This window comes from Halomonas sp. 3H, from assembly GCF_024206005.1.
GTDB classification, from domain to species: domain Bacteria; phylum Pseudomonadota; class Gammaproteobacteria; order Pseudomonadales; family Halomonadaceae; genus Halomonas; species Halomonas campaniensis.
On record NZ_CP100360.1, the window covers coordinates 2,529,090 to 2,548,823 of the forward strand.

The 19,734-nt window shown below is 70.3% G+C and carries 23 protein-coding genes and 1 pseudogene; 13 read left to right on the top strand and 11 right to left on the bottom strand.

The window, feature by feature from the left end:
- Nucleotides 1–89: 89 nt before the first annotated feature.
- Nucleotides 90–834: pseudogene (locus tag NFC98_RS11765) on the bottom strand (Nif3-like dinuclear metal center hexameric protein).
- Nucleotides 835–936: 102 nt separating this feature from the next.
- Between NFC98_RS11765 and NFC98_RS11770 the strand changes: the two are divergent.
- On the top strand, nucleotides 937–2,190 hold the full coding sequence (locus NFC98_RS11770; protein WP_254275158.1) for a S1C family serine protease: 1,254 nt from the start codon (nucleotides 937–939) through the stop codon (nucleotides 2,188–2,190).
- Between the two features lie 93 nt (nucleotides 2,191–2,283).
- Here NFC98_RS11770 and hisD read toward each other — a convergent pair whose 3' ends face one another.
- The 9 genes from hisD to NFC98_RS11815 form a co-directional block, all read right to left on the bottom strand.
- Entirely contained in the window at nucleotides 2,284–3,603 is a 1,320-nt protein-coding gene (gene hisD / locus NFC98_RS11775) for a histidinol dehydrogenase (RefSeq protein ID WP_254275159.1), read from the bottom strand.
- Between the two features lie 112 nt (nucleotides 3,604–3,715).
- The gene (hisG, locus tag NFC98_RS11780) at nucleotides 3,716–4,369 is read right to left on the bottom strand and encodes an ATP phosphoribosyltransferase (RefSeq protein WP_254275160.1); all 654 of its coding nucleotides are present in this window, start codon (nucleotides 4,367–4,369) and stop codon (nucleotides 3,716–3,718) included.
- A gap of 19 nt (nucleotides 4,370–4,388) precedes the next feature.
- The gene (gene murA / locus NFC98_RS11785; RefSeq protein ID WP_254275161.1) at nucleotides 4,389–5,651 is read right to left on the bottom strand and encodes a UDP-N-acetylglucosamine 1-carboxyvinyltransferase; all 1,263 of its coding nucleotides are present in this window, start codon (nucleotides 5,649–5,651) and stop codon (nucleotides 4,389–4,391) included.
- A 13-nt stretch (nucleotides 5,652–5,664) separates the two neighbouring features.
- Entirely contained in the window at nucleotides 5,665–5,919 is a 255-nt protein-coding gene (locus tag NFC98_RS11790; protein WP_183330079.1) for a BolA family protein, read from the bottom strand.
- 130 nt (nucleotides 5,920–6,049) lie between these two features.
- Complete coding sequence (locus tag NFC98_RS11795) at nucleotides 6,050–6,385, bottom strand: lipid asymmetry maintenance protein MlaB (RefSeq protein WP_254275162.1); 336 nt, start codon at nucleotides 6,383–6,385, stop codon at nucleotides 6,050–6,052.
- Complete coding sequence (locus NFC98_RS11800; RefSeq protein ID WP_254275163.1) at nucleotides 6,382–7,050, bottom strand: phospholipid-binding protein MlaC; 669 nt, start codon at nucleotides 7,048–7,050, stop codon at nucleotides 6,382–6,384. The genes NFC98_RS11795 and NFC98_RS11800 overlap by 4 nt, the downstream gene beginning before the upstream one ends.
- A 45-nt stretch (nucleotides 7,051–7,095) precedes the next feature.
- Entirely contained in the window at nucleotides 7,096–7,560 is a 465-nt protein-coding gene (mlaD, locus tag NFC98_RS11805) for an outer membrane lipid asymmetry maintenance protein MlaD (protein ID WP_183330076.1), read from the bottom strand.
- Between the two features lie 82 nt (nucleotides 7,561–7,642).
- Nucleotides 7,643–8,425 (bottom strand): lipid asymmetry maintenance ABC transporter permease subunit MlaE, encoded by a 783-nt coding sequence (mlaE, locus tag NFC98_RS11810; protein ID WP_254275164.1) that lies wholly within the window; start codon nucleotides 8,423–8,425, stop codon nucleotides 7,643–7,645.
- Nucleotides 8,422–9,234 (bottom strand): ABC transporter ATP-binding protein, encoded by an 813-nt coding sequence (locus tag NFC98_RS11815; RefSeq protein ID WP_254275165.1) that lies wholly within the window; start codon nucleotides 9,232–9,234, stop codon nucleotides 8,422–8,424. The genes mlaE and NFC98_RS11815 overlap by 4 nt, the downstream gene beginning before the upstream one ends.
- A 145-nt stretch (nucleotides 9,235–9,379) precedes the next feature.
- Here NFC98_RS11815 and NFC98_RS11820 point away from each other — a divergent pair, with 145 nt between their 5' ends.
- The 11 genes from NFC98_RS11820 to NFC98_RS11870 all read left to right on the top strand — a co-directional run bounded on the left by NFC98_RS11820 (nucleotide 9,380) and on the right by NFC98_RS11870 (nucleotide 17,612).
- A complete protein-coding gene (locus NFC98_RS11820) occupies nucleotides 9,380–10,336 on the top strand; it encodes a calcium/sodium antiporter (protein WP_254275166.1) in 957 nt (318 codons plus the stop codon).
- A gap of 70 nt (nucleotides 10,337–10,406) precedes the next feature.
- The gene (locus tag NFC98_RS11825) at nucleotides 10,407–11,402 is read left to right on the top strand and encodes an SIS domain-containing protein (RefSeq protein WP_183330072.1); all 996 of its coding nucleotides are present in this window, start codon (nucleotides 10,407–10,409) and stop codon (nucleotides 11,400–11,402) included.
- A gap of 28 nt (nucleotides 11,403–11,430) precedes the next feature.
- On the top strand, nucleotides 11,431–11,988 hold the full coding sequence (locus NFC98_RS11830; RefSeq protein ID WP_183330071.1) for an HAD family hydrolase: 558 nt from the start codon (nucleotides 11,431–11,433) through the stop codon (nucleotides 11,986–11,988).
- Nucleotides 11,989–11,992: 4 nt separating this feature from the next.
- Entirely contained in the window at nucleotides 11,993–12,583 is a 591-nt protein-coding gene (lptC, locus tag NFC98_RS11835) for an LPS export ABC transporter periplasmic protein LptC (RefSeq protein ID WP_254275167.1), read from the top strand.
- Nucleotides 12,580–13,086, top strand: coding sequence for a lipopolysaccharide transport periplasmic protein LptA (gene lptA / locus NFC98_RS11840; protein WP_254275168.1), 507 nt, complete (start codon nucleotides 12,580–12,582; stop codon nucleotides 13,084–13,086). Before lptC ends, lptA begins: the two co-directional genes overlap by 4 nt.
- 9 nt (nucleotides 13,087–13,095) lie before the next feature.
- Nucleotides 13,096–13,821, top strand: a complete 726-nt coding sequence (gene lptB / locus NFC98_RS11845) for an LPS export ABC transporter ATP-binding protein (RefSeq protein ID WP_254275169.1) — start codon at nucleotides 13,096–13,098, stop codon at nucleotides 13,819–13,821.
- Between the two features lie 164 nt (nucleotides 13,822–13,985).
- Nucleotides 13,986–15,401, top strand: a complete 1,416-nt coding sequence (locus tag NFC98_RS11850) for an RNA polymerase factor sigma-54 (RefSeq protein ID WP_254275170.1) — start codon at nucleotides 13,986–13,988, stop codon at nucleotides 15,399–15,401.
- Between the two features lie 184 nt (nucleotides 15,402–15,585).
- Entirely contained in the window at nucleotides 15,586–15,894 is a 309-nt protein-coding gene (raiA, locus tag NFC98_RS11855; protein ID WP_183330066.1) for a ribosome-associated translation inhibitor RaiA, read from the top strand.
- A 6-nt stretch (nucleotides 15,895–15,900) separates the two neighbouring features.
- Entirely contained in the window at nucleotides 15,901–16,365 is a 465-nt protein-coding gene (gene ptsN, locus NFC98_RS11860) for a PTS IIA-like nitrogen regulatory protein PtsN (protein WP_183330065.1), read from the top strand.
- Nucleotides 16,366–16,409: 44 nt separating this feature from the next.
- Nucleotides 16,410–17,339 (top strand): RNase adapter RapZ, encoded by a 930-nt coding sequence (gene rapZ, locus NFC98_RS11865; protein WP_254275171.1) that lies wholly within the window; start codon nucleotides 16,410–16,412, stop codon nucleotides 17,337–17,339.
- A gap of 3 nt (nucleotides 17,340–17,342) precedes the next feature.
- Nucleotides 17,343–17,612, top strand: a complete 270-nt coding sequence (locus tag NFC98_RS11870) for an HPr family phosphocarrier protein (protein WP_183330063.1) — start codon at nucleotides 17,343–17,345, stop codon at nucleotides 17,610–17,612.
- Nucleotides 17,613–17,678: 66 nt separating this feature from the next.
- On the opposite strand, the gene pmbA is transcribed toward NFC98_RS11870, so the two are convergent.
- The gene (gene pmbA / locus NFC98_RS11875; RefSeq protein WP_254275172.1) at nucleotides 17,679–19,019 is read right to left on the bottom strand and encodes a metalloprotease PmbA; all 1,341 of its coding nucleotides are present in this window, start codon (nucleotides 19,017–19,019) and stop codon (nucleotides 17,679–17,681) included.
- A 116-nt stretch (nucleotides 19,020–19,135) separates the two neighbouring features.
- On the opposite strand from pmbA, the gene yjgA reads away from it, so the two are divergent.
- A complete protein-coding gene (gene yjgA, locus NFC98_RS11880) occupies nucleotides 19,136–19,675 on the top strand; it encodes a ribosome biogenesis factor YjgA (protein ID WP_254275173.1) in 540 nt (179 codons plus the stop codon).
- The last annotated feature ends 59 nt before the right edge of the window (nucleotides 19,676–19,734 follow it).

The window sequence follows — 19,734 nt, forward strand, 5'->3', positions numbered from 1 at the left end:
GCGCCGCAGCCCCCGCGCTACCGAGGCCCTTTCCCACCCGGCAGCGACGCGCCCCGAGACCTCCTCGGGGCGCATGCGTTAGGGCCGACTCAGGCGGGGTTGTCGATGTCCACGAAGCGGTGCTCGATGTCGAACCGGGCGGCCAGCCACGCCCCCAGCGCCTGGACACCGTAACGCTCGGTGGCGTGGTGACCCGCCGCCAGGTAGTGGATGCCCAGTTCCCGGGCCAGGTGGGTGGTACGCTCGGAGATCTCCCCCGAGATGAAGGCATCGGCCCCCGCCTCCCTGGCCGCCGTGATCATGTCCTGGGCGCCCCCGGTGCACCACGCCACCCCCCGGCGCCTCGACCAGCTGCGGCTCGCGCGCCAGGCGTTGTCCGACGTGCTGCGCGAGCCCCCGGGCGTCGAGCCCCTCGGGCGGCGACCCCAGCCACACCAGCCCCTCGCCGAGCTCGCCGTCGGCACAGCCGTCGACCGCAAAGTCTAGCCGGCGGCCCAGTTCGGCGTTGTTGCCCAGGTCCGCATGGGCGTCCAGCGGCAGGTGGTAGGCCAGCAGGCTGATGTCGTGGGCGAGCAGGGCCCGGAGGCGCCGGCGCTTCATGCCGGTGATCGCCACCGGCTCGTTCTTCCAGAAGTAGCCGTGATGCACCAGCACCAGGTCGGCCTGCCAGGCCACCGCCTCGTCGACCAGCGCCTGGCAGGCCGTCACGCCGCTCATCACCCGGACCACCCGGTCGCGCCCCTCGACCTGCAGGCCGTTGACCGTGTAGTCCTTGAAGCGCTCAGGCACCAGCTCCCGGTCACAGGCGGCCACCAGCGCATCGCGATTCGTCATCGGGACCTCCATACGTCCACTGGGTGAGAATGTTACCATTCCCTCATTGTACCGGCGGGGCCCCTGCCCCCGCGACCGCCCGCCACAAGGACGATCAACCGCATGTTCCGCCCCCTGCGCCCCCTGCTGCCCTTCCTGCTGCCGATCCTCATCGGCGTGCTGCTGGCCGTGGTGCTGCTCAACGCCTTCCCGCAGCTGACGGGTCGGCAGGCGCCGCCCGCCGCCCCGCCGACGCTCCAGTCTCCCGGTGCCACGCCTCCCCTGTCGGTATCGCCGCAGGTCGAGGCGCCGCGGGAATCCGGCTCGCGGCCGGCGCCCGAGATTCGCCAGGCCCAGCCGCTCAGCCGCGAGCAGGGCCCGGTGAGCTATGCCGCGGCCGTGGAGCGCGCCGCCCCCGCCGTGGTCAACATCTACTCCTCCCGGGTGGTGGAGCGCGACCAGCATCCGCTGATGTCCGACCCCTTCTTCCGCCAGTTCTTCGGCGACGACATGCCGGCGCGCCAGCGCATGCTCTCGAGCCTCGGCTCCGGGGTCATCGTCAGCGAGGACGGCTATGTGCTCACCAACCACCACGTGATCGGCGGGGCCGACCAGATCCAGGTGGCCCTGCGCGACGGCCGCGAGACTTTAGCCGAGGTGATCGGCACCGACCCGGAGAGCGACCTGGCCGTGCTGCGCATCGACCTCGACGACCTGCCGGTGATAGAGCTGGCAGACTCCGCCCAGGTGGCCGTGGGCGATGTCTCCCTGGCCATCGGCAATCCCTTCGGCGTCGGGCAGACGGTGACCATGGGCATCATCAGCGCCACCGGCCGCAGCCACCTGGGGCTCAACGCCTACGAGGACTTCATCCAGACCGACGCCGCCATCAACCCCGGCAACTCCGGCGGCGCCCTGATCAATCCCGAGGGAGCCCTGGTGGGCATCAACACCGCCATCTTCTCGCGCTCCGGCGGCTCCCAGGGCATCGGCTTCGCCATCCCGGCCAACCTGGCCCGCAACATCCTCGAGGAGCTGGTCACCCAGGGCCGGGTGATCCGCGGCTGGCTGGGCGTCGAGGCCCAGGAGCTCAACCCGGAGCTGGCCGCCTCCTTCGGCCTGCAGGCCCCCCGCGGCGTGGTGATCGCCGGCGTCGTGCCCGGCGGCCCGGCGGCCCAGGCCGGCCTCCAACCGGGCGACGTGCTGCTGGCCATCGACGGGCGGCCGATCCTCGATGCGCGGGTGACCATGTCCGATATCGCCGCCGTGGCACCCGGCGAGACGCTGCCTCTCACCGTGGTGCGCGGCGGCGAGACCCTTCAGGTCACCCTGGAGGTGGGCGAGCGACCCGCACCGGAGCTGCGCCGGCCGGAGTAGCCTGTCGCGCGCTTCGCGATCCGCCGCAATGCAGGAGGCCCCGCCATGGCGGGGCCTCCTGTGTATCGGCAAATCCATCCGGCTGGCCCGGGCTCACTCCTTGATGCGGTACTCGGCGGAGCGGGCGTGGGCGGTCAGCGACTCGCCGCGGGCCAGCACGGAGGCCACCTTGCCCAGTTCCGAGGCCCCCTCGGCGGAGCAGTGGATGATCGAGGAGCGCTTCTGGAAGTCATAGACCCCCAGCGGCGAGGAGAAGCGCGCGGTGCCCGAGGTGGGCAGCACGTGGTTGGGGCCGGCGCAGTAGTCGCCCAGTGCCTCGGCGGTATAGCGGCCCATGAAGATGGCCCCGGCGTGGCGGATCTCCGGCAGCCAGCCCTCCGGGTTGGCCACCGAGAGCTCAAGGTGCTCGGGGGCGATGCGGTTGATCAGCGCCATCGCCTCCTCGCGGCTGGCGCACTCGATCAGCGCCCCCCGGCGCGCCAGGGACTCACGCACGATCGCCTCGCGCTCCAGGGTCGGCAGCAGCCGCTCGATGGCGGCCTCCACGGCATCGAGGTGAGCGGCGTCCCAGCTCACCAGGATCGCCTGGGCGTCCTCGTCATGTTCGGCCTGGGAGAAGAGGTCCATGGCCAGCCACTCGGGGTCGGTGCCGCCGTCGGAGACCACCAGGATCTCCGAGGGGCCGGCGATCATGTCGATCCCCACCTGGCCGAACACCGCCCGCTTGGCGGTGGCCACGTAGATGTTGCCGGGCCCGACGATCTTGTCGACCCGCGGCACCGTCTCGGTGCCGTAGGCCAGTGCCGCCACCGCCTGGGCGCCACCCACGGTGAAGACGCGGTCGACCCCCGCCAGGTGGGCCGCCGCAAGCACCAGCTCGTTGAGCACGCCATCCGGGGTCGGCACTACCATGATGATCTCGCGCACCCCGGCCACGTGGGCAGGGATGGCGTTCATCAGCACCGAGGAGGGATAGGCGGCCTTGCCGCCCGGCACGTAGATGCCGGCGCGGTCCAGGGGCATCACCTGCTGGCCGAGCACGGAGCCGTCGGCCTCGGTGTAGTGCCAGGACTCGGGCTTCTGCCGCTCGTGGTAGAGGCGGATCCGCTCGGCGGCCTGGGCCAGCGCCTCGCGCTGGGCGGCGGGCAGGCCATCATAGGCCTGGCGCAGGCGCTCGGCGGAGAGGGTCAGCTCGGCCATGGTCGTCGCCGAGAGGCGATCGAAGCGGTTGCTGGCCTCGACCAGGGCCGCGTCACCGCGGCGCCTGACCGCCTCGATGATCTCGTCGACGCGCTGCTGCACCGCGGCGTCGGAGACGCCTTCCCAGGCAAGCAGGGACGACAGGCGTTCTTCGAAGCCCGCGTCGGCGGTGGCGAGCCGGGCGATGCCGGAGGAGACGGATATCTCGGTCATGGGAAGCTTCCGTAACGTTCGGGTCTGTCGATCATTCTTCTGCCTCGGCGAACGGCTGGCAAACCGCCGGCGGCTATCACGTCGACGCGTCCAGGCTATGAGGGCGGTCTGCTCAACTCACGGCCGGTTCGCGGCGCGCCGCCACCGCCTCGCCAAGGCGCTCGATCAGCGGCTTGATACGCGCATGCTTCATGGTCATGGCGGCCTTGTTGACCACCAGCCGGGTGCTGATGTCGGCGATCAGCTCACGGGGCTCCATGCCGTTGGCACGCAGGGTATTCCCGGTGTCGACGATGTCGACGATCTCGTCGGCCAGGTTCATCAGCGGCGCCAGCTCCATGGCCCCGTAGAGCTTGATCACCTCGGCCTGGATGCCCTGCTCGGCATACCAGCGCCGGGCCACGCCGACGAACTTGGTGGCCACGCGGCGCCTTGCGCGGGCCGGCTCGGCGCCGGTGATCCCCGCGGTCATCAGCCGGCAGCGGGCGATCTCCAGGTCCAGCGGCTCGTAGAGCCCCTCGGCGCCGTGCTCGAGCAGCACGTCCTTGCCCGCCACGCCCAGGTCGGCGGCGCCCAGCTGCACATAGGTGGGCACGTCGGTGGCGCGGATCACCACCAGCTTGACGTCGGGCAGGTTGGTGTCGAACAGCAGCTTGCGGCTCCTGCCCAGGTCCTCGGCAGGCTCGATGCCGGCGTCGGCCAGCAGCGGCAGGGTCTCGTCCAGGATGCGGCCCTTGGAGAGGGCCAGGATCAGTTGTTTACTCATGCTCTCGCCTTGGTCGTCCTTAGCCCGGCACGCGGCGGATCTGCGCGCCCAGCAGCTGCAGCTTCTCCTCGATGCACTCGTAGCCGCGGTCGATGTGGTAGATGCGGTCGACCCGGGTCTCGCCCTCGGCCATCATCGCCGCGATCACCAGGGAGGCCGAGGCACGCAGGTCGGTGGCCATCACCGGGGCACCGGAGAGGCGCTCGACTCCCTCGATCACCGCGGTGTTGCCCTCCAGGGCGATCTTCGCGCCCATGCGGTTGAGCTCCTGGACGTGCATGAAGCGGTTCTCGAAGATGGTCTCCACCACCCGGGAGGTGCCCTCGGCCACCGCGTTCATGGCCACGAACTGCGCCTGCATGTCGGTGGGAAAGGCCGGATAGGGCGCGGTGCGGATGTTGACCGCCTTCGGACGCTTGCCGTGCATGTCCAGCGCGATCCAGTCGTCGCCGGTGGTGATCTCGGCGCCGGCCTCCTCCAGCTTGGCCAGCACCGCCTCGAGGATATCGGCGCGGGTCCGGCGCACCCGCACCCGCCCCCGCGACAGCGCCGCGGCCACCAGGAAGGTGCCGGTCTCGATGCGGTCCGGCATCACATCGTGGTAGGCACCGTGCAGGCGCTCGACGCCCTCGACGGTGATGGTATCGCTGCCGTGGCCGCGGATCTTCGCCCCCATGGCGATCAGGCACTCGGCCAAGTCGACCACTTCAGGCTCCCGGGCGGCGTTCTCCAGCACCGTGGTGCCGTCGGCCAGCGTCGCCGCCATCAGCAGGTTCTCGGTGCCGGTGACCGTCACGGTATCGAAGAAGATGGTGGCGCCCTTCAGGCGACCATCCACCCGCGCCCGGATATAGCCACCCTCGACGCGGATCTCGGCGCCCATGGCCTCGAGGCCGCGCAGGTGCAGGTCCACCGGACGCGAGCCGATCGCGCAGCCGCCGGGCAGCGAGACATCGGCGTGGCCGAAGTGGGCCAGCAGCGGCCCCAGCACCAGGATGGAGGCGCGCATCTTCTTGACCAGCTCGTAGGGGGCGTCGCAGTGCTTCACCTGGGCGCCGTCGAGCTGGATGGTCATCTTCTCGCCCATCACCGGCTCGACGCCGAGATGGCCGAGCAGTTCCAGGGTGGTGGTGATGTCCTGCAGGTGCGGCAGGTTGCCGATGGTTACCGGCTCCTCGGCCAGCAGGGTGGCGCAGAGGATGGGCAGCGCGGCGTTCTTGGCCCCGCTGGCCCACACCTCGCCGTCCACGGGGCCGTTGCCGGTAATGATCAGTTTGTCCATGGAGGTTCGCCCGTCAGGCGCTGGCGTTCTCCGGCGCGCTGTCCCACTGCGCCGGGGTATAGGTCTTGATGCTCACCGCATGCAGGGCACCGCTGGCGATCTCGTCGGCCAGCGCGCCGTAGATCAGCTGCTGCCGCTTGACCGGCGACAGGCCATCGAAGACCTCGCCCACGGCCACGACCTGGAAGTTGCAGCCCTCGCCCTGGATATGGAACTCGCAGCCCTCGACGCGCGCCTCGAGCAGCGCCTTGACTTCGCTGGGTTGCATGAACCGGCACTCCTGTGATGCTGGGGATGGGAAGGCCATCGGCCGCGGCGCGGCCGATGGCTCGGATCGAGCAAGGGACACATGGTAAAGAAAAGCGCCGCGCTTGGCGATGCCGGCGGCCAGGGGCGCCTCAGGCGTCCGCTTCGGCCACCGGCAGCAGCCGGTCGAGTCCGGCCACCTCGGTGAGACGCTGCAGGGAGTGCGAGAGGCGCACCGTGCGCAGCTTGAGCCCCGCGGCACGGGCACAGCGCATCCACTCCAGCACCACGCTGAGCGCGGCGCTGCTGACCCCCGCCACGCCGCACAGGTCGAAGACCACCCGGGTGCCGGCCGGCTGGCCGACCAGCCAGTCGCGGCCGGAGGCGGCCAGCGCGGCGGCGGCATCGAACCCCACCCGCCCGCTCACCCGAAGGCCCTCGGCCGTGGCCTCCAGCCGGGCCCCGCGATGCTCGAGCAGCACGCTCATGCGTCGCCGCCCTCCTCCAGCTCCTCGACGGCCAGCTCCGGCGACCAGCCGTCGATCACGGCATCGTAGTCGCGGCCCTGGTCACGCATGGCCTGGTCGAACTGGTTGCGGAAGGTCAGCCCCAGGTTGATGCCGTTGACGATCACGTTGACGACCTTCCACTCGTCGCCGGAGAGTCGCAGCGAGTAGCTGACCGGGTAGACGGTACCGTCCATGGCCACCACCTCCATGTCGACGCTGGCCTGGTCCTCGTGGCGCGGGGCGCGCTGGGCATCGAGCACGCGCAGTTCGCGGTAGTCGAAGGTAACCAGGCCCCGGGTGTAGGTGTCGATCAGGGTCTGGCGGAAGGTCTCCACGAAGCGCGAGCGCTGCTGCGGGGAGGCGTTCTGGAAGTAGCGGCCCATCACGCTGGCCCCGATGTAGCGGAAGTCGGCGATGTCATCGAGGCTGTCGTCCACCAGCGCCTTGAGCTCGTCGAGGTTGTCGGCGAAGTAGTCGCGCCGCCCCTCGATCTGGCCGGTGAGCTCCTCGACGCTGTGGCGGATCAGCTGCTCGGGCGTGCGTTCGGGAGCGGCACTGGCCGGCAGCGCGAACAGGGCCAGCAGCAGGCCCGCCAGCAGCAGGCCCGCCAGCAGCGAACGGAGGGGAAGGTAAAGACGGTTCATGCAGTCAACTCTCCTTGAGACAAACCAGATCGACGCGCACGCGCGTCAATCGCTGACCATGTTGGACACGAACTGCTGGATGAGTTCTTCCAGCACGATGGCCGACTGGGTATCGCGGATGGTGTCACCCGCGGCCAGGGTCTCGGGATCGCCGCCCACCGAGAGCCCGATGTACTGCTCGCCGAGCAGGCCGGCGGTGAGGATCGCCGCGGTGGTGTCCCGGGAGAGCCTGCCCTCCAGGTCGCCATCGAGCTCGAGGATCACCCGGGCGTCGTACCAGTCGGTGTCGAGCTCGATCGCCGCCACCCGCCCCACGGTGACGCCGGCCATGGTGACCCGCGCACGGGGCTTTAGCCCCCCGATATTGGCGAAGTTCGCCTCCAGGCGAAAACTGTCGCCCGGGGCCTGGAAGGTCAACCCGCTGACCCGCAGGCCCAGGAACACCAGCCCCAGGATGCCGGCCAGCATGAACAGGCCGACGCCGAGCTCCATCATCTTGCTGCGCTTCATCGTGTTTCTCCGAACATCAACGCCCCGCTACCGACAGGCAGCGTGCCAACCGCAGGGGGACCAGACAAAGGGGTGGAAGGCATCAGGAGAGCCCCCCGAACATCACCGCGGTCAGCACGAAATCGAGACCGAGCACCGCCAGGGAGGAGTAGACCACCGTGCGAGTCGTGGCCCGCGAGATGCCTTCCGAGGTGGGCACCAGGTCATAGCCCTGGAACACCGCGATCCAGGTGACCACCACCGCGAAGACCAGGCTCTTGACCATGCCGTTGCCCACGTCGCCGATGAACGCGACGCTGGCCTGCATGTTGCCCCAGTAGGAGCCCTCGAAGACTCCCAGCCACTCGACACCCACCAGGTAGCCGCCGTAGATGCCCACCACGCTGAAGCCGATGGTCAGCAGCGGCAGTGAGACGAAGCCCGCCCAGAGCCGCGGCGCCACCACCCGGCGCAGCGGGTCCACGCCGATCATCTCCATGCTGGTGAGCTGCTCGGTGGCCTTCATCAGGCCGATCTCGGCGGTCAGCGCCGACCCGGCCCGGCCGGCGAACAGCAGCGCCGCCACCACCGGCGCCAGCTCGCGGAGCAGCGACAGCGCCACCATCTGCCCCAGCGCCTGCTCGGCGCCGAAATCGACCAGGATGGTGTACCCCTGCAGCGACAGGACCATGCCGATGAACAGCCCCGAGACCAGCACGATGGCCAGCGACAGCACGCCGACGAAGTGCATCTGGCGCAACCAGAGGGCCCACCCCTCCCGGGACGGCACGCCGATGGCGGACTGGGCCACGAAGATCCCGGCCCGGCCCAGTGCCTCGAGCAGGTCGCAGCCGCGGCGCCCGAGGCGCATCACCCGCGCGATCATCGCCCGCCCCCCGCACTCAGAATGTCCTTGAAGTAGTCCACCGCCGGATAGTGGAAGGGCACGGGGCCGTCCGGCTCGCCGTGGACGAACTGGCTGACGCGCGGGTCCTGGTCCACGTCGAGGCTCTCGGGGGTGCCGTGGGCCATCACCTGGCCGTCGGCGATCACGTAGACATAGTCGGCGATGGTCAGGGTCTCCTTGATGTCGTGGGAGACCACGATGGAGGTGAGCCCGAGGGCCTGGTTGAGCCGCTTGATCAGCTGCACCAGCACGCCCATGGAGATCGGGTCCTGCCCCACGAAGGGCTCGTCATAGAGGATCAGCTCCGGGTCCAGGGCGATCGCCCGGGCCAGCGCTACCCGGCGCGCCATGCCGCCGGAGAGCTCCGCGGGCATCATCTCCCGGGCGCCGCGCAGGCCCACCGCTTCGAGCTTCATCAGCACCAGGTCGCGCACCATGGCGCCCGGCAGGTCGGTATGCACCCGCAGCGGGAAGGCGACGTTCTCGAACACGCTCAGGTCGGAGAACAGCGCCCCGCTCTGGAACAGCATGCCCATCCGGCGACGCAGGGCAAACAGCGCCTTGCGCGACAGCCGGTGCACCTCCTCGCCGTCGATCGTCACGCGGCCGGCGTCGGGCGCCAGCTGCCCGCCGATCAGCTTGAGCAGGGTGGTCTTGCCGGTGCCGCTGGGCCCCATGATGGCGGTGATCCTGCCACGCGGAATCTGCAGGTCGACGCCGCGGAAGATCTCCGTGTCGCCCCGCGAGAAATGCAGCCCCTCCACCACCACGAAGGGAGTGTCGCTCATCGGCCTGTCATCCCAGCAAAGAATTATCGAACATCGTATCCTAACCGGGCTCGGCAACGCCACCTCCGCGCGCGCCGCCGCTTGCACCGGCCGCCCCCAGGCCGTTTAATGGGCGCCCTTTCCCGCGACCAAGGAAGGGTCCCCCATGCTGGTTCCCCTGATCGTCGTGCTGCTTGGCCTGGCTGCCCTGCTGTGGAGCGCCGAGCGCTTCGTCGGTGCCGCGGCCGCCACGGCGCATCGCGCCGGGATGAGCACCCTGCTGGTGGGCATGACCATCGTCGCCCTGGGCACCTCCGCCCCGGAGATCGTGGTCTCGGTGATGGCCTCGCTGGACGGCATCCCCGACCTGGCCATCGGCAACGCGCTGGGCTCGAACATCGCCAATATCGGCCTGGTGCTCGGCGTCACCGCGCTGGTGGTGCCGGTCCCGGTGCGCTTCTCCCTGGTGCGCCGCGAGCTGCCCCTGCTGCTCGGTGCCACGGGCCTGGCCGGCTACGCCCTGGCCAACGGCGTCCTCGGCCGCTTCGACGCCCTCTTCCTGCTCCTGCTGCTGGTGTTCAGCCTGTGGTGGCTGTTTCGTGCCGACACCCCCGATGCCCCCGGGGCCGGGGCAGAGGCCGGGACCATCCCCGACATGCGCCTGGCTCGGGCGCTGCTCTGGCTGGTGGCCACCCTGGCGGTCATGGTGGCCGGCTCCCGCGCCCTGGTCTGGGGCGCCAGCGAACTGGCGCGCGGGCTCGGGGTCAGCGAGCTGGCCATCGGCCTGACCGTGGTGGCCATCGGCACCAGCCTGCCGGAGCTGACGGCCTGCGTGGCCAGCGCCCTGAAGCGCCACCACGATATCGCCATCGGCAACGTGATCGGTTCCAACCTCTTCAACCTGCTCGCCGTGCTCCCGGTGCCCGGCCTGCTGGCCCCGGGCGCCATCGACCCGGCCGCGGCCAGCCGCGACTACCCGGTGATGCTGCTGCTCACCCTGGCGCTGGGCATGCTGCTGCTCTGGTACCGTCGCGGCCGCCTGGGCCGGCTGCCCGGCATGCTGCTGCTGCTCGCCTACCTCGGCTACCTGGCCTGGCTCGGCCTGGCCAGCGTCAGCGGCTGAACGGCACCGGTCGCGACCTCCTCCGACGCTCGGCTTGAGTGAAACCCCGCAACAGGCAACAATCATCGCCATGACCCAAGACGCCACCCCGGGCCCCGCGCCCTCGACCCTGCGCGACAGCGCCCGCCGCACCCTGCTGCTGGAGCAGCAGGCCATCGCCGCGCTGATCGAGCGCCTCGATGCCGATTTCGACCGTGCCTGCGAGCTGATCCTCGCCTGCCGAGGCCGGGTGGTCGTCACCGGCATGGGCAAGTCGGGCCACATCGCCGGCAAGATCGCCGCCACCCTGGCCAGCACCGGCACGCCGGCCTTCTTCGTGCATCCCGGCGAGGCCAGCCACGGCGACCTCGGCATGATCACCCCCGGCGACGTGGTGCTGGCCCTCTCCCATTCCGGCGAGACCGCCGAGGTCACCGCCCTGCTGCCGCTGCTCAAGCGCATGGGGGTGCCGCTGGTCAGCATGACCGGCCGGCCCACCTCGACCCTGGCCCGCCATGCCGAGGCCCACCTGGATGCCGGGGTCGAGCGCGAGGCCTGCCCGCTGGACCTGGCCCCGACCTCGTCGACCACCGCCTCCCTGGCACTGGGCGACGCCCTGGCCGTGGCGCTGCTGGAGTCCCGCGGTTTCACCGCCGAGGACTTCGCCCGCTCCCACCCGGGCGGCAGCCTGGGCAAGCGGCTGCTGCTGCGCGTGGCCGACCTGATGCACCAGGGCAGCCGCCTGCCCCGGGTGCCCCTGGGCAGCCCGCTGCGCGACGCCCTGCTGGAGATCACCCGCCAGGGGCTCGGCTTCACCTGCGTGGTCGATGACACGGGCCGCCTGGTCGGCGTCTACACCGACGGCGACCTGCGCCGCACCCTCGACCAGCACCGCGACCTCGGCGCCCTGACCGTGGACGAGGTGATGACCGTCCCCGGCAAGCGCGCCCACCCGGAGATGCTCGCCGCCGAGGCTGTGCGCCTGATGGAAGACCACCGCATCTCGGCGCTGGCCGTGGTCGATGACCAGGGCCGACCGATCGGCGCCCTGCACATGCACGACCTGCTGGCCAGCGGTGTCATCTGATGCCATCCCCCACCCTCCCGGAGTCCCCATGACCCACGTTTCTCCCCTGCAAGACCCCCGCCTGGTCGACCGGCTGCGCCGGATCCGCCTGCTGGCCCTGGACGTGGACGGCGTCCTCACCGACGGCCAGCTCTACTTCCAGGCCGACGGCATCGAGATCAAGGCCTTCAACGTCATGGACGGCCACGGCCTCAAGCTGCTCAAGCGGGCCGGCATCGAAGTGGCGCTGATCACCGGCCGGGATTCCCCCACGGTGAGCCGGCGGGCCGCCGCCCTGGGCATCAAGCACGTCTTCCAGGGCGTGGAGAAGAAGCTGCCGGTGCTGCGCGACCTCTGCACCCGGCTCGGCCTCGAGTTCGACCAGGCGGCCTACTGCGGCGACGACATGCCCGATGTGGGCGCCATCCGGCGCGCCGGGATCGGCATCAGCGTCCCCTCCGCCCCGGACTACATCCAGAAGCATGCCGACTGGGTGACCGAACGGGCCGGCGGCCACGGCGCCGTGCGCGAGATCTGTGACACCCTGCTGAGGGCCCAGGGCCACTGGGACGCGGTGCTCGACACCTACCTCCACGGGGTCAACTGAGCCCATGGCGTGGTCCCTGCCCCGCCCCTCCTTCCGGGTCTGGCTGCTGCTGATCCTGCTGGCCCTGGGCGGCGCCCTCGTCCTGCTCGACCCGCGCGGCGGGCCGGAGTACGGGGAGGTCCCCCGGGACGAGGCGGGCGAGCCCGACTACTACCTCGAGGGCGCCCGCCTGACCCGCTTCGACGCCGAGGGCCGCGCCCACCAGCGCCTCGACACGCCGCGCCTGGTGCATACCCCCCACGACGACGTGACCCGCCTGCAGACCCCCGACGCCCGGCTCCACGACAGCGCCGGGCGGGTCTGGTACGCCCGGGCCGACAGCGGCGTGCTGGGGCCCGGCGGCAACCCGCTGACGCTCTCCGGCGACGCCCGGCTCAACGCCCCCGAGGAGCGCTGGCAGCTAGACACCGAGGTCCTGCACTTCGACGCCGATACCGGCCACGCCTGGAGCGACACCCCGGCCCTGCTGCGCCAGCCCCCCCAGCGCATGAGCGGCGACCGCTTCGATGCCTGGATCCATGACAACCGGGCGCGGCTGACCGACAATGTGCGCGGCCACCATCCGCCCGAGACCCGAGAGGAGTCCCCGCCATGAAGCCCCCCTTCGCCCTGCTGCTCTGCCTGCTGCTGCCGCTGGCCACCGCCCCGGCCCTGGCGCAGCAGGGAGATGCCTCCGCGCCCATCGAGGTGGAGGCCGACCGCCTCGACCTGGACGACCGCGCCGGCACCGCCGTCTACACCGGCGACGTGGACATCCGCCAGGGCAGCATGCAGCTCACCGGCGACCGGGTGGAGATCCGCCGCAACGCCGCCGGCGAGCTCACCCGTGCCATCGCCACCGGCGAGCGCGCCTATATCGAGCAGCAGCCCGACCCGGCCGAGCCGGTGGTCCGGGGCTGGGGCCGCACCATCATCTACCACGTGGCCGAACGCCGGGTGGAGCTGATCGACCGGGCCGAGCTGCACCAGGGCGGCGACACCTTCGACGGCGGCTACCTCGAGTACTTCCTCGACCGCCGCGTGGTCCAGGCCCGTGCCGAGGGCGAAGGCGTCGAGGGACGCCAGCGCATCCGCATGACCCTCCAGCCCGAGCAGTAAGGCGACCCCATGAAGACCCTTCACGCCCGCCACCTGGCCAAGAGCTACAAGCGCCGCCGCGTGGTGCAGGACATCAGCCTCTCCATCGACCAGGGCCGCATCGTCGGCCTGCTGGGCCCCAACGGCGCCGGCAAGACCACCTCCTTCTACATGATCGTGGGCCTGGTGCGCGCCGATGCCGGCGAGGTGTACATCGACGGGCTCGACCTCTCCCGGGCCGCCATGCACCAGCGCGCCCGGGCCGGGATCGGCTACCTGCCCCAGGAGGCCTCGATCTTCCGCAAGCTCTCGGTGGCCGACAACATCATGGCGATCCTCGAGACCCGCAAGGACCTCGACCGCCCGGCCCGCCGCGCCCGCCTCGAGCAGCTCCTCGAGGAGTTCCATGTGACGCATATCCGCGACAACCTGGGCATGAGCCTCTCCGGGGGCGAGCGGCGCCGGGTGGAGATCGCCCGGGCCCTGGCCACCGAGCCCGCCTTCATCCTGCTCGACGAGCCCTTCGCCGGCGTCGACCCCATCTCGGTGGGGGAGATCAAGGGCATCATCCGCCAGCTCAAGGCCCGGGACATCGGCGTGCTGATCACCGACCACAACGTCCGCGAGACCCTCGACATCTGCGACACCGCCTACATCGTCGGCGACGGCAAGATCATCGCCGAGGGCAGCCCCGACTCGATCCTCGCCAACCAGCGGGTGCGTGAGGTCTACCTGGGCGAGGACTTCCGTCTCTAGCCCGAACGCTTCCACAAGTCACTGAAGTACATGTCGTTATATCGCGACGGCATGAGGATTGCGCTTGGCACGCTTATTGCTGCATTTTCCTCTCCCGGAGGCTTGCATCGGGCCCTGCCGCGGACTAGGGTGAGGCTTTCCGGCGAAGAGAGCAGACCTCACCGATGGCCATGAAAGCCTCCCTTCAGCTGCGCGTCGGCACCCAGCTGACCATGACCCCCCAGCTGCAGCAGGCCATCGCCCTGCTGCAGCTCTCCACCCTGGACCTGCGCCAGGAGATCCAGCAGGCGATGGAGTCCAACCCGATGCTGGAACTCGAGGAGGGGTTCGGCGAGCAGGCGGTCGCCGAGACACCCGAGGATGACTGGTCCAGCGAGATCCCCGCGGAACTCTCCACCGACAGCGACTGGTCGGACACCTACCAGGACCTGGGCGCCCCCGCCGGCGGGGGGGAAGGGCCGGACTTCGAGCGCCAGGCCGAGGGACAGAGCCTGCGGGGCCACCTCGCCTGGCAGCTGGCAATGACCGACCTCGAGCCTCGCCAGCTGCAGATCGCCGAGAGCCTGATCGATGCCGTGGACGACGCCGGCTACCTGGCCCAGCCCCTCGACGAGATTCGTGACGGGCTGCGCCGCCAGGGCCTCGACGGCCTGCGCAGCCGCGAGGTGGAGCAGGTGCTGTTGCGCCTGCAGCAGTTCGAGCCCACCGGGGTCTTCGCCCGCGATCTGCGCGAGTGCCTGATGCTGCAGCTCGCCACCCTGCCCGACAACACCCCCCTGCTGCCCCAGGCCCGCCGCCTGGTGCGCCAGTTCCTCGAGGCCCTGGCCGGCGACGACCGCCGCCTGCTCAAGCGGCGGCTGGGGCTCGACGACGACGACCTGGAAACGGTGATCGCCCTGGTCCGCTCGCTCGATCCGCGACCCGGCAGCGCCTTCGCCAGCGTGGACAGCGACTACGTGATCCCCGACCTCGTCGCCCGCTATGACAGCCGCGGCTGGAAGATCGAGCTCAACCCGGACGCCCTGCCGCGGCTGCGGATCCAGCCCGATTACGCCGCCCTGATCCGCCGCGCCGACAAGAGCCAGGACAACCAGTTCCTCAAGGACCACCTGCAGGAGGCGCGCTGGCTGCTCAAGAGCCTCTCCAGCCGCAACGACACCCTGCTCCGGGTCGGCCGCGAGATCATGGCCCGCCAGCTCGACTTCCTCGAGCAGGGCGAGGAGGCGATGAAGCCGCTGATCCTGGCCGACATCGCCCAGGCGGTGGAGATGCACGAGTCGACCATCTCCCGGGTCACCACCCAGAAGTACATCCATACCCCGCGGGGCGTGTTCGAGCTGAAGTACTTCTTCTCCAGCCATGTCGGCGGCAACGGCGAGGGCGACGCCCACTCCAGCACCGCCATTCGCGCCCGCATCCGCAAGCTGATCCAGGAGGAGCCCCCGCGCAAGCCGCTCTCCGACAGCAAGCTGGTCGCCCTGCTCGACGAAGCCGGCATCCAGGTGGCGCGCAGGACCGTGGCGAAGTACAGGGAGGCCATGGGAATCCCCTCCTCCAGCGAGCGCAAGCGGCTGCGTTGAATCCGGGTGGACCGTGGCGCTCTCCACAGTCACCCGCGAGGCCATGGGCATCCCCTCTTCCAGCGAGCGCAAGCGCCTTCGCTGACCCGCGTCAACGCACCGCTCGACGCTGCCGGCGCGGGGGGTATGCAAGGCAGGAAAAAGGGTTACAATCGAATCACAACCAACGAGCAAGGAGCGTGTCATGCAAGTCAACATCACCGGCCATCATGTGGAACTGACCGATGCCCTGCGTGGCTATGTGAACGAGAAACTGGCTCGCGTGGAGCGCCACTACGACAACATCACCAATGTCCAGGTGACCCTGTCCGTGGAGAAGGAGCGCCAGCTCGCCGCCTGCACCCTGCACGCCGCCGGTGCCGACCTGCATGCCGAAGCCCAGGACGGCGACATGTACGCCGCCATCGATGCCCTGGCCGACAAGGTGGACCGCCAGCTGGTCAAGCACAAGGAGAAGGCCCAGGCCCGCGCCCAGGGCGCCGGCGCCCGCTGATTCACCATGACACTGGAAACCATCCTGCCCCCCGAGCGCACCCTGTTCGGTGTGCCCGGGGGAAGCAAGAAGCGGGTGCTGGAGTTCTTCAGCACCTTCATCGCCCAGAACACCCCCAGCCTCGACAGTCAGGAAGTCTTCAGCCGCCTGATCGGCCGTGAACGGCTGGGCAGCACCGGCATCGGCAACGGGGTGGCGATTCCCCATGCCCGGAGCCCCCACTGCAAGACCCCGATCGCCGGCTTCCTCAAGCTGGCCGAGCCGGTGGACTTCGATGCCATCGACGGCGAGCCGGTCGACCTGGTCTTCGTGCTGCTGGTGCCGGAAGAGGCCGACGACGCCCACCTGGCCCTGCTGGCCCAGGTGGCCGGCATCATGAACGATGCCGATACCCGCAGCGCCCTGCGCCGCAGCGAGAGCCAGCGCGAGCTCCACGAGCGACTCATCGAGGCGATCCGACGACAGGCCTGAGCCCTGCGGGCCGCCCGGCCACTTCAATGACCAGGAGACCCGTCATGCAGCTCGTGATCATCAGCGGCCGTTCCGGCTCGGGTAAGTCGATCGCGCTGCAGGCGCTCGAGGACCTCGGCTACTACGCCATCGACAACCTGCCCGCCATGCTGCTCGGGTCGCTGGTCGACGAGCTCAAGGGCGCGGAATCGCCTCGCTCGTCGATTGCCGTGAGCATCGACGCGCGCAACCTGCCCCAGGCCCTGCAGCGCTTCCCCAGCCTGCTCGAGGAGGTACGCAGCCGCGGCATCGACTGCCAGGTGATCTACCTGACCACCGATGCCCGCATCCTGCTCGAGCGCTACTCCGCCACGCGCCGCCGCCACCCCCTGACCCGGGACAGCCACATGACCCTGGCCGAGGCCATCGACTCCGAGGAGCAGGCGCTCGCCGAGATCCGCGACCTGGCGGACCTGGTGATCGATACCTCGCGCCTGTCGGTCCACGAGCTGCGCGGACGCATCAGCGACCAGGTGGCCCGTCACCGCGCCGAACAGCTGACCCTGACCATCGAGTCCTTCGGCTTCAAGCGCGGCGTGCCCCTGGATGCCGACATCGTCTTCGATGCCCGCTGCCTGCCCAACCCCTACTGGGACCCGCGCCTGCGCAGCGCCACCGGCCGCGACCCCGAGATCATCGCCTTCCTCGAGGGCTACCCGATCGTCGCCGAGATGCTCGACGACATCCTCGGCTGGGTCGAGCGCTGGATGCCGGCCTACCGGGCCAGCCACCGCAGCTACCTGACGGTGGCCATCGGCTGCACCGGCGGCCAGCACCGCTCCGTCTACCTGGCCGAGCGCCTCGCGGCGCGCCTGGCCGAGCACCACCCCAACGTGCGGCTGCGCCACCGCGAGCTGGGCATCCACGACACCCTGGCCCGCCAGTCCGGAGGGGCGGAGGAAGCGCCCGACGGCCAGGGAAAGCAAGGAAACTGACGCGTGCCGCAACGCCAGCTGACCCTCACCAACAAGCGCGGCCTGCACGCCCGCGCCGCCACCAAGCTGGTGCAGTGCTGCCAGCCCTTCGCCTCGCGCGTCACCGTGGCCAATGGCCCCCTGCAGGGCGACGCCGCCAACATCATGTCGCTGCTGATGCTCGCTGCCCCCTGCGGGACCGAGCTCACCGTGAGCGCCGAGGGCGATGACGCCGAGGCGGCCCTGGACGCCATACAGGCCCTCTTCGAGGCCCGCTTCGACGAGGATGAGTAGCGGAATCGCTGCGCTCGCTCATCCCTCTCCGATGGAAACTGGGACTCCCGAGCTAACTGGGCGATGTCAGCTGCCGGCCACGGTCATCTCGTCGATCAGCCAGCTGCCGGTGTGGATGCTGCCGCGGGTGTCGGTGTCGCTGCCGATGCCGACCAGACCCTTGAACATCGCCTCCAGGTTACCGGCGATGGTGAACTCCTCCACCGGGTGCCGGATCTCGCCATTCTCCACCCAGAAGCCCGCCGCGCCCCGGGAGTAGTCGCCGGTCACCGGGTTGACGCCCTGCCCCATCAGCTCGGTCACCAGCACCCCGCTGCCCATGCGGGACAGCAGTTCCTCACGCGGGGTGAGCGGCGCCAGGAGGCGCAGGTTGCGCGCGCCGCCGGCATTGCCGGTGGTCTGCCTCCCCAGGCGTCGGGCGCTGTAGGCGGAGAGCATGTAGCTGGCCAGTCGCCCGTTCTCGATGAAGACGTTGTCGCGGGTCTGCACGCCGTCGTTGTCGAAGGGCGAACTCGCCATGGCCCCCACCTCCATGGGCCGCTCCTGCAGGCCGAACCACACCGGGAAGAGCGGGTCGCCCAGGCGGTCGCAGAGGAAGGAGGCCTGGCGATAGAGGGCACCGCCGGCGATGGCGCCCATCAGCGAGCCGACCAGCCCGGCGGCCAGCGTCGGGTCGAACATCACCGGCAGGCGACCGGTGGCCGGACGGCGCGCACCCAGGCGCCGCAGGGTGCGCTCGGCGGCGCTCTCGCCCACCGCTTCCGGGGCCAGCAGCTGCCTGGGATCGCGGGCGCTGGTGTAGTCGTAGTCGCGCTGCATGCCGCCCTCGTCCTCGGCGATCAGCATGCAGGAGAGCGAGTGGCGACTGCCGCGCTGGCTGCCCAGGAAGCCGTGGCTGTTGGCGTAGACCCGCACCCCCTCGCCGCTGGAGAGCGAGGCGCCGTCGGAGCTCTTGATGCCGGCGCGCCCCCGGCCCGCCGCCTCGCAGGCCAGCGCCAGCTCGATGGCCTCCTCGGTGGAGAGTGCCCACGGGTGGTGGACCTCGAGGTCCGGCAGCTCACGAGCCATCAGCTCGGCATCGGCCAGGCCCGCGGCGGGGTCCTCGCCGGTGTGGCGAGCGATCGCCAGCGCCTTCTCCACCACCGCGCGGATCGAGGCCTCGCCGGCATCCGTGGAGGAGGCGCTGCCCTTGCGCTTGCCCACGTAGACCGTGACGGCGATGCCCTGGTCGCGGGAGAGCTCCACGGTCTCCACCTCGCCCTCGCGCACGCTGACGCCGATCCCCTGGTCCACGCTGGCGCCCACCTCGCAGGCATCGGCTCCCAGCTGCCGGGCGAGCGCCAGGGCGGTGCGGGCACGGGATTCCAGCAGGGCCTGCTGGTCGACGGCATCGAAAGCCTGTGTCATGTGATTCTCCTCGTCATCCGGCCCGCAGGCCGAAAGGGTCGTGATGTTCGTGACACAGCCCGCGAGCGCGGGCTGGTATACTCTGTCGAATCTTAAGCCTCAACCATGGAAGCGGCATGTCCCAGGATTCTCCCCGCGAGCTGCTCGAGCAGCTTATCCAGCAGCAGCCCGATGACGACGAGCGCCCCAGCAAGTCGCAGCTCAAGCGCGAGATGCACGCCCTGCAGGCGCTGGGCGAGGCGATCATCGCCATGACCCCCGCCGAGCGCGCCCGCTTTCCCCTCTCCGACGACATGCTGGCCGCCGTGGAGGAGACCTCCCGGGTCCGCTCCCACGAGGGGCGCCGTCGCCACATGCAGTACGTGGGCAAGGTGATGCGCCGCGAGGACCTCGAGGCGATCAAGGCCGTCTACGCCGAGATCGAGCAGGAGACGCTGCGCCGCGACCACGCCTTCCATCGCCTGGAGAAGTGGCGGGACCGCCTGCTCGAGGAGGGCGACGCCGCCGTGGAGGCGTTCATCGCCGATTTCCCCGACGTCGATCGCCAGGCGCTGCGCCAGCTGATCCGCAATGCCCAGCGCGAACGCGAACGGGGCAAGCCCCCCGCCAGCGCCCGCAAGCTGTTCAGGCTGATCCGCGATACCGCGGGGCTCTGACTGCCGTTGCCTGATGCCTTGTAGGAGGCCGACTCTGTCGGGCGACAGGAGCCGACAGG

Excerpts from the sequence above, each read along its gene's own strand:
- NFC98_RS11770 (WP_254275158.1), top strand. The coding sequence starts at position 937 with ATGTTCCGCCCCCTGCGCCCCCTGCTGCCCTTCCTGCTGCCGATCCTC.
- hisD (WP_254275159.1), bottom strand. The coding sequence starts at position 3,603 with ATGACCGAGATATCCGTCTCCTCCGGCATCGCCCGGCTCGCCACCGCC.
- hisG (WP_254275160.1), bottom strand. The coding sequence starts at position 4,369 with ATGAGTAAACAACTGATCCTGGCCCTCTCCAAGGGCCGCATCCTGGAC.
- murA (WP_254275161.1), bottom strand. The coding sequence starts at position 5,651 with ATGGACAAACTGATCATTACCGGCAACGGCCCCGTGGACGGCGAGGTG.
- NFC98_RS11790 (WP_183330079.1), bottom strand. The coding sequence starts at position 5,919 with ATGCAACCCAGCGAAGTCAAGGCGCTGCTCGAGGCGCGCGTCGAGGGC.
- NFC98_RS11795 (WP_254275162.1), bottom strand. The coding sequence starts at position 6,385 with ATGAGCGTGCTGCTCGAGCATCGCGGGGCCCGGCTGGAGGCCACGGCC.
- NFC98_RS11800 (WP_254275163.1), bottom strand. The coding sequence starts at position 7,050 with ATGAACCGTCTTTACCTTCCCCTCCGTTCGCTGCTGGCGGGCCTGCTG.
- mlaD (WP_183330076.1), bottom strand. The coding sequence starts at position 7,560 with ATGAAGCGCAGCAAGATGATGGAGCTCGGCGTCGGCCTGTTCATGCTG.
- mlaE (WP_254275164.1), bottom strand. The coding sequence starts at position 8,425 with ATGATCGCGCGGGTGATGCGCCTCGGGCGCCGCGGCTGCGACCTGCTC.
- NFC98_RS11815 (WP_254275165.1), bottom strand. The coding sequence starts at position 9,234 with ATGAGCGACACTCCCTTCGTGGTGGTGGAGGGGCTGCATTTCTCGCGG.
- NFC98_RS11820 (WP_254275166.1), top strand. The coding sequence starts at position 9,380 with ATGCTGGTTCCCCTGATCGTCGTGCTGCTTGGCCTGGCTGCCCTGCTG.
- NFC98_RS11825 (WP_183330072.1), top strand. The coding sequence starts at position 10,407 with ATGACCCAAGACGCCACCCCGGGCCCCGCGCCCTCGACCCTGCGCGAC.
- NFC98_RS11830 (WP_183330071.1), top strand. The coding sequence starts at position 11,431 with ATGACCCACGTTTCTCCCCTGCAAGACCCCCGCCTGGTCGACCGGCTG.
- lptC (WP_254275167.1), top strand. The coding sequence starts at position 11,993 with ATGGCGTGGTCCCTGCCCCGCCCCTCCTTCCGGGTCTGGCTGCTGCTG.
- lptA (WP_254275168.1), top strand. The coding sequence starts at position 12,580 with ATGAAGCCCCCCTTCGCCCTGCTGCTCTGCCTGCTGCTGCCGCTGGCC.
- lptB (WP_254275169.1), top strand. The coding sequence starts at position 13,096 with ATGAAGACCCTTCACGCCCGCCACCTGGCCAAGAGCTACAAGCGCCGC.
- NFC98_RS11850 (WP_254275170.1), top strand. The coding sequence starts at position 13,986 with ATGGCCATGAAAGCCTCCCTTCAGCTGCGCGTCGGCACCCAGCTGACC.
- raiA (WP_183330066.1), top strand. The coding sequence starts at position 15,586 with ATGCAAGTCAACATCACCGGCCATCATGTGGAACTGACCGATGCCCTG.
- ptsN (WP_183330065.1), top strand. The coding sequence starts at position 15,901 with ATGACACTGGAAACCATCCTGCCCCCCGAGCGCACCCTGTTCGGTGTG.
- rapZ (WP_254275171.1), top strand. The coding sequence starts at position 16,410 with ATGCAGCTCGTGATCATCAGCGGCCGTTCCGGCTCGGGTAAGTCGATC.
- pmbA (WP_254275172.1), bottom strand. The coding sequence starts at position 19,019 with ATGACACAGGCTTTCGATGCCGTCGACCAGCAGGCCCTGCTGGAATCC.
- yjgA (WP_254275173.1), top strand. The coding sequence starts at position 19,136 with ATGTCCCAGGATTCTCCCCGCGAGCTGCTCGAGCAGCTTATCCAGCAG.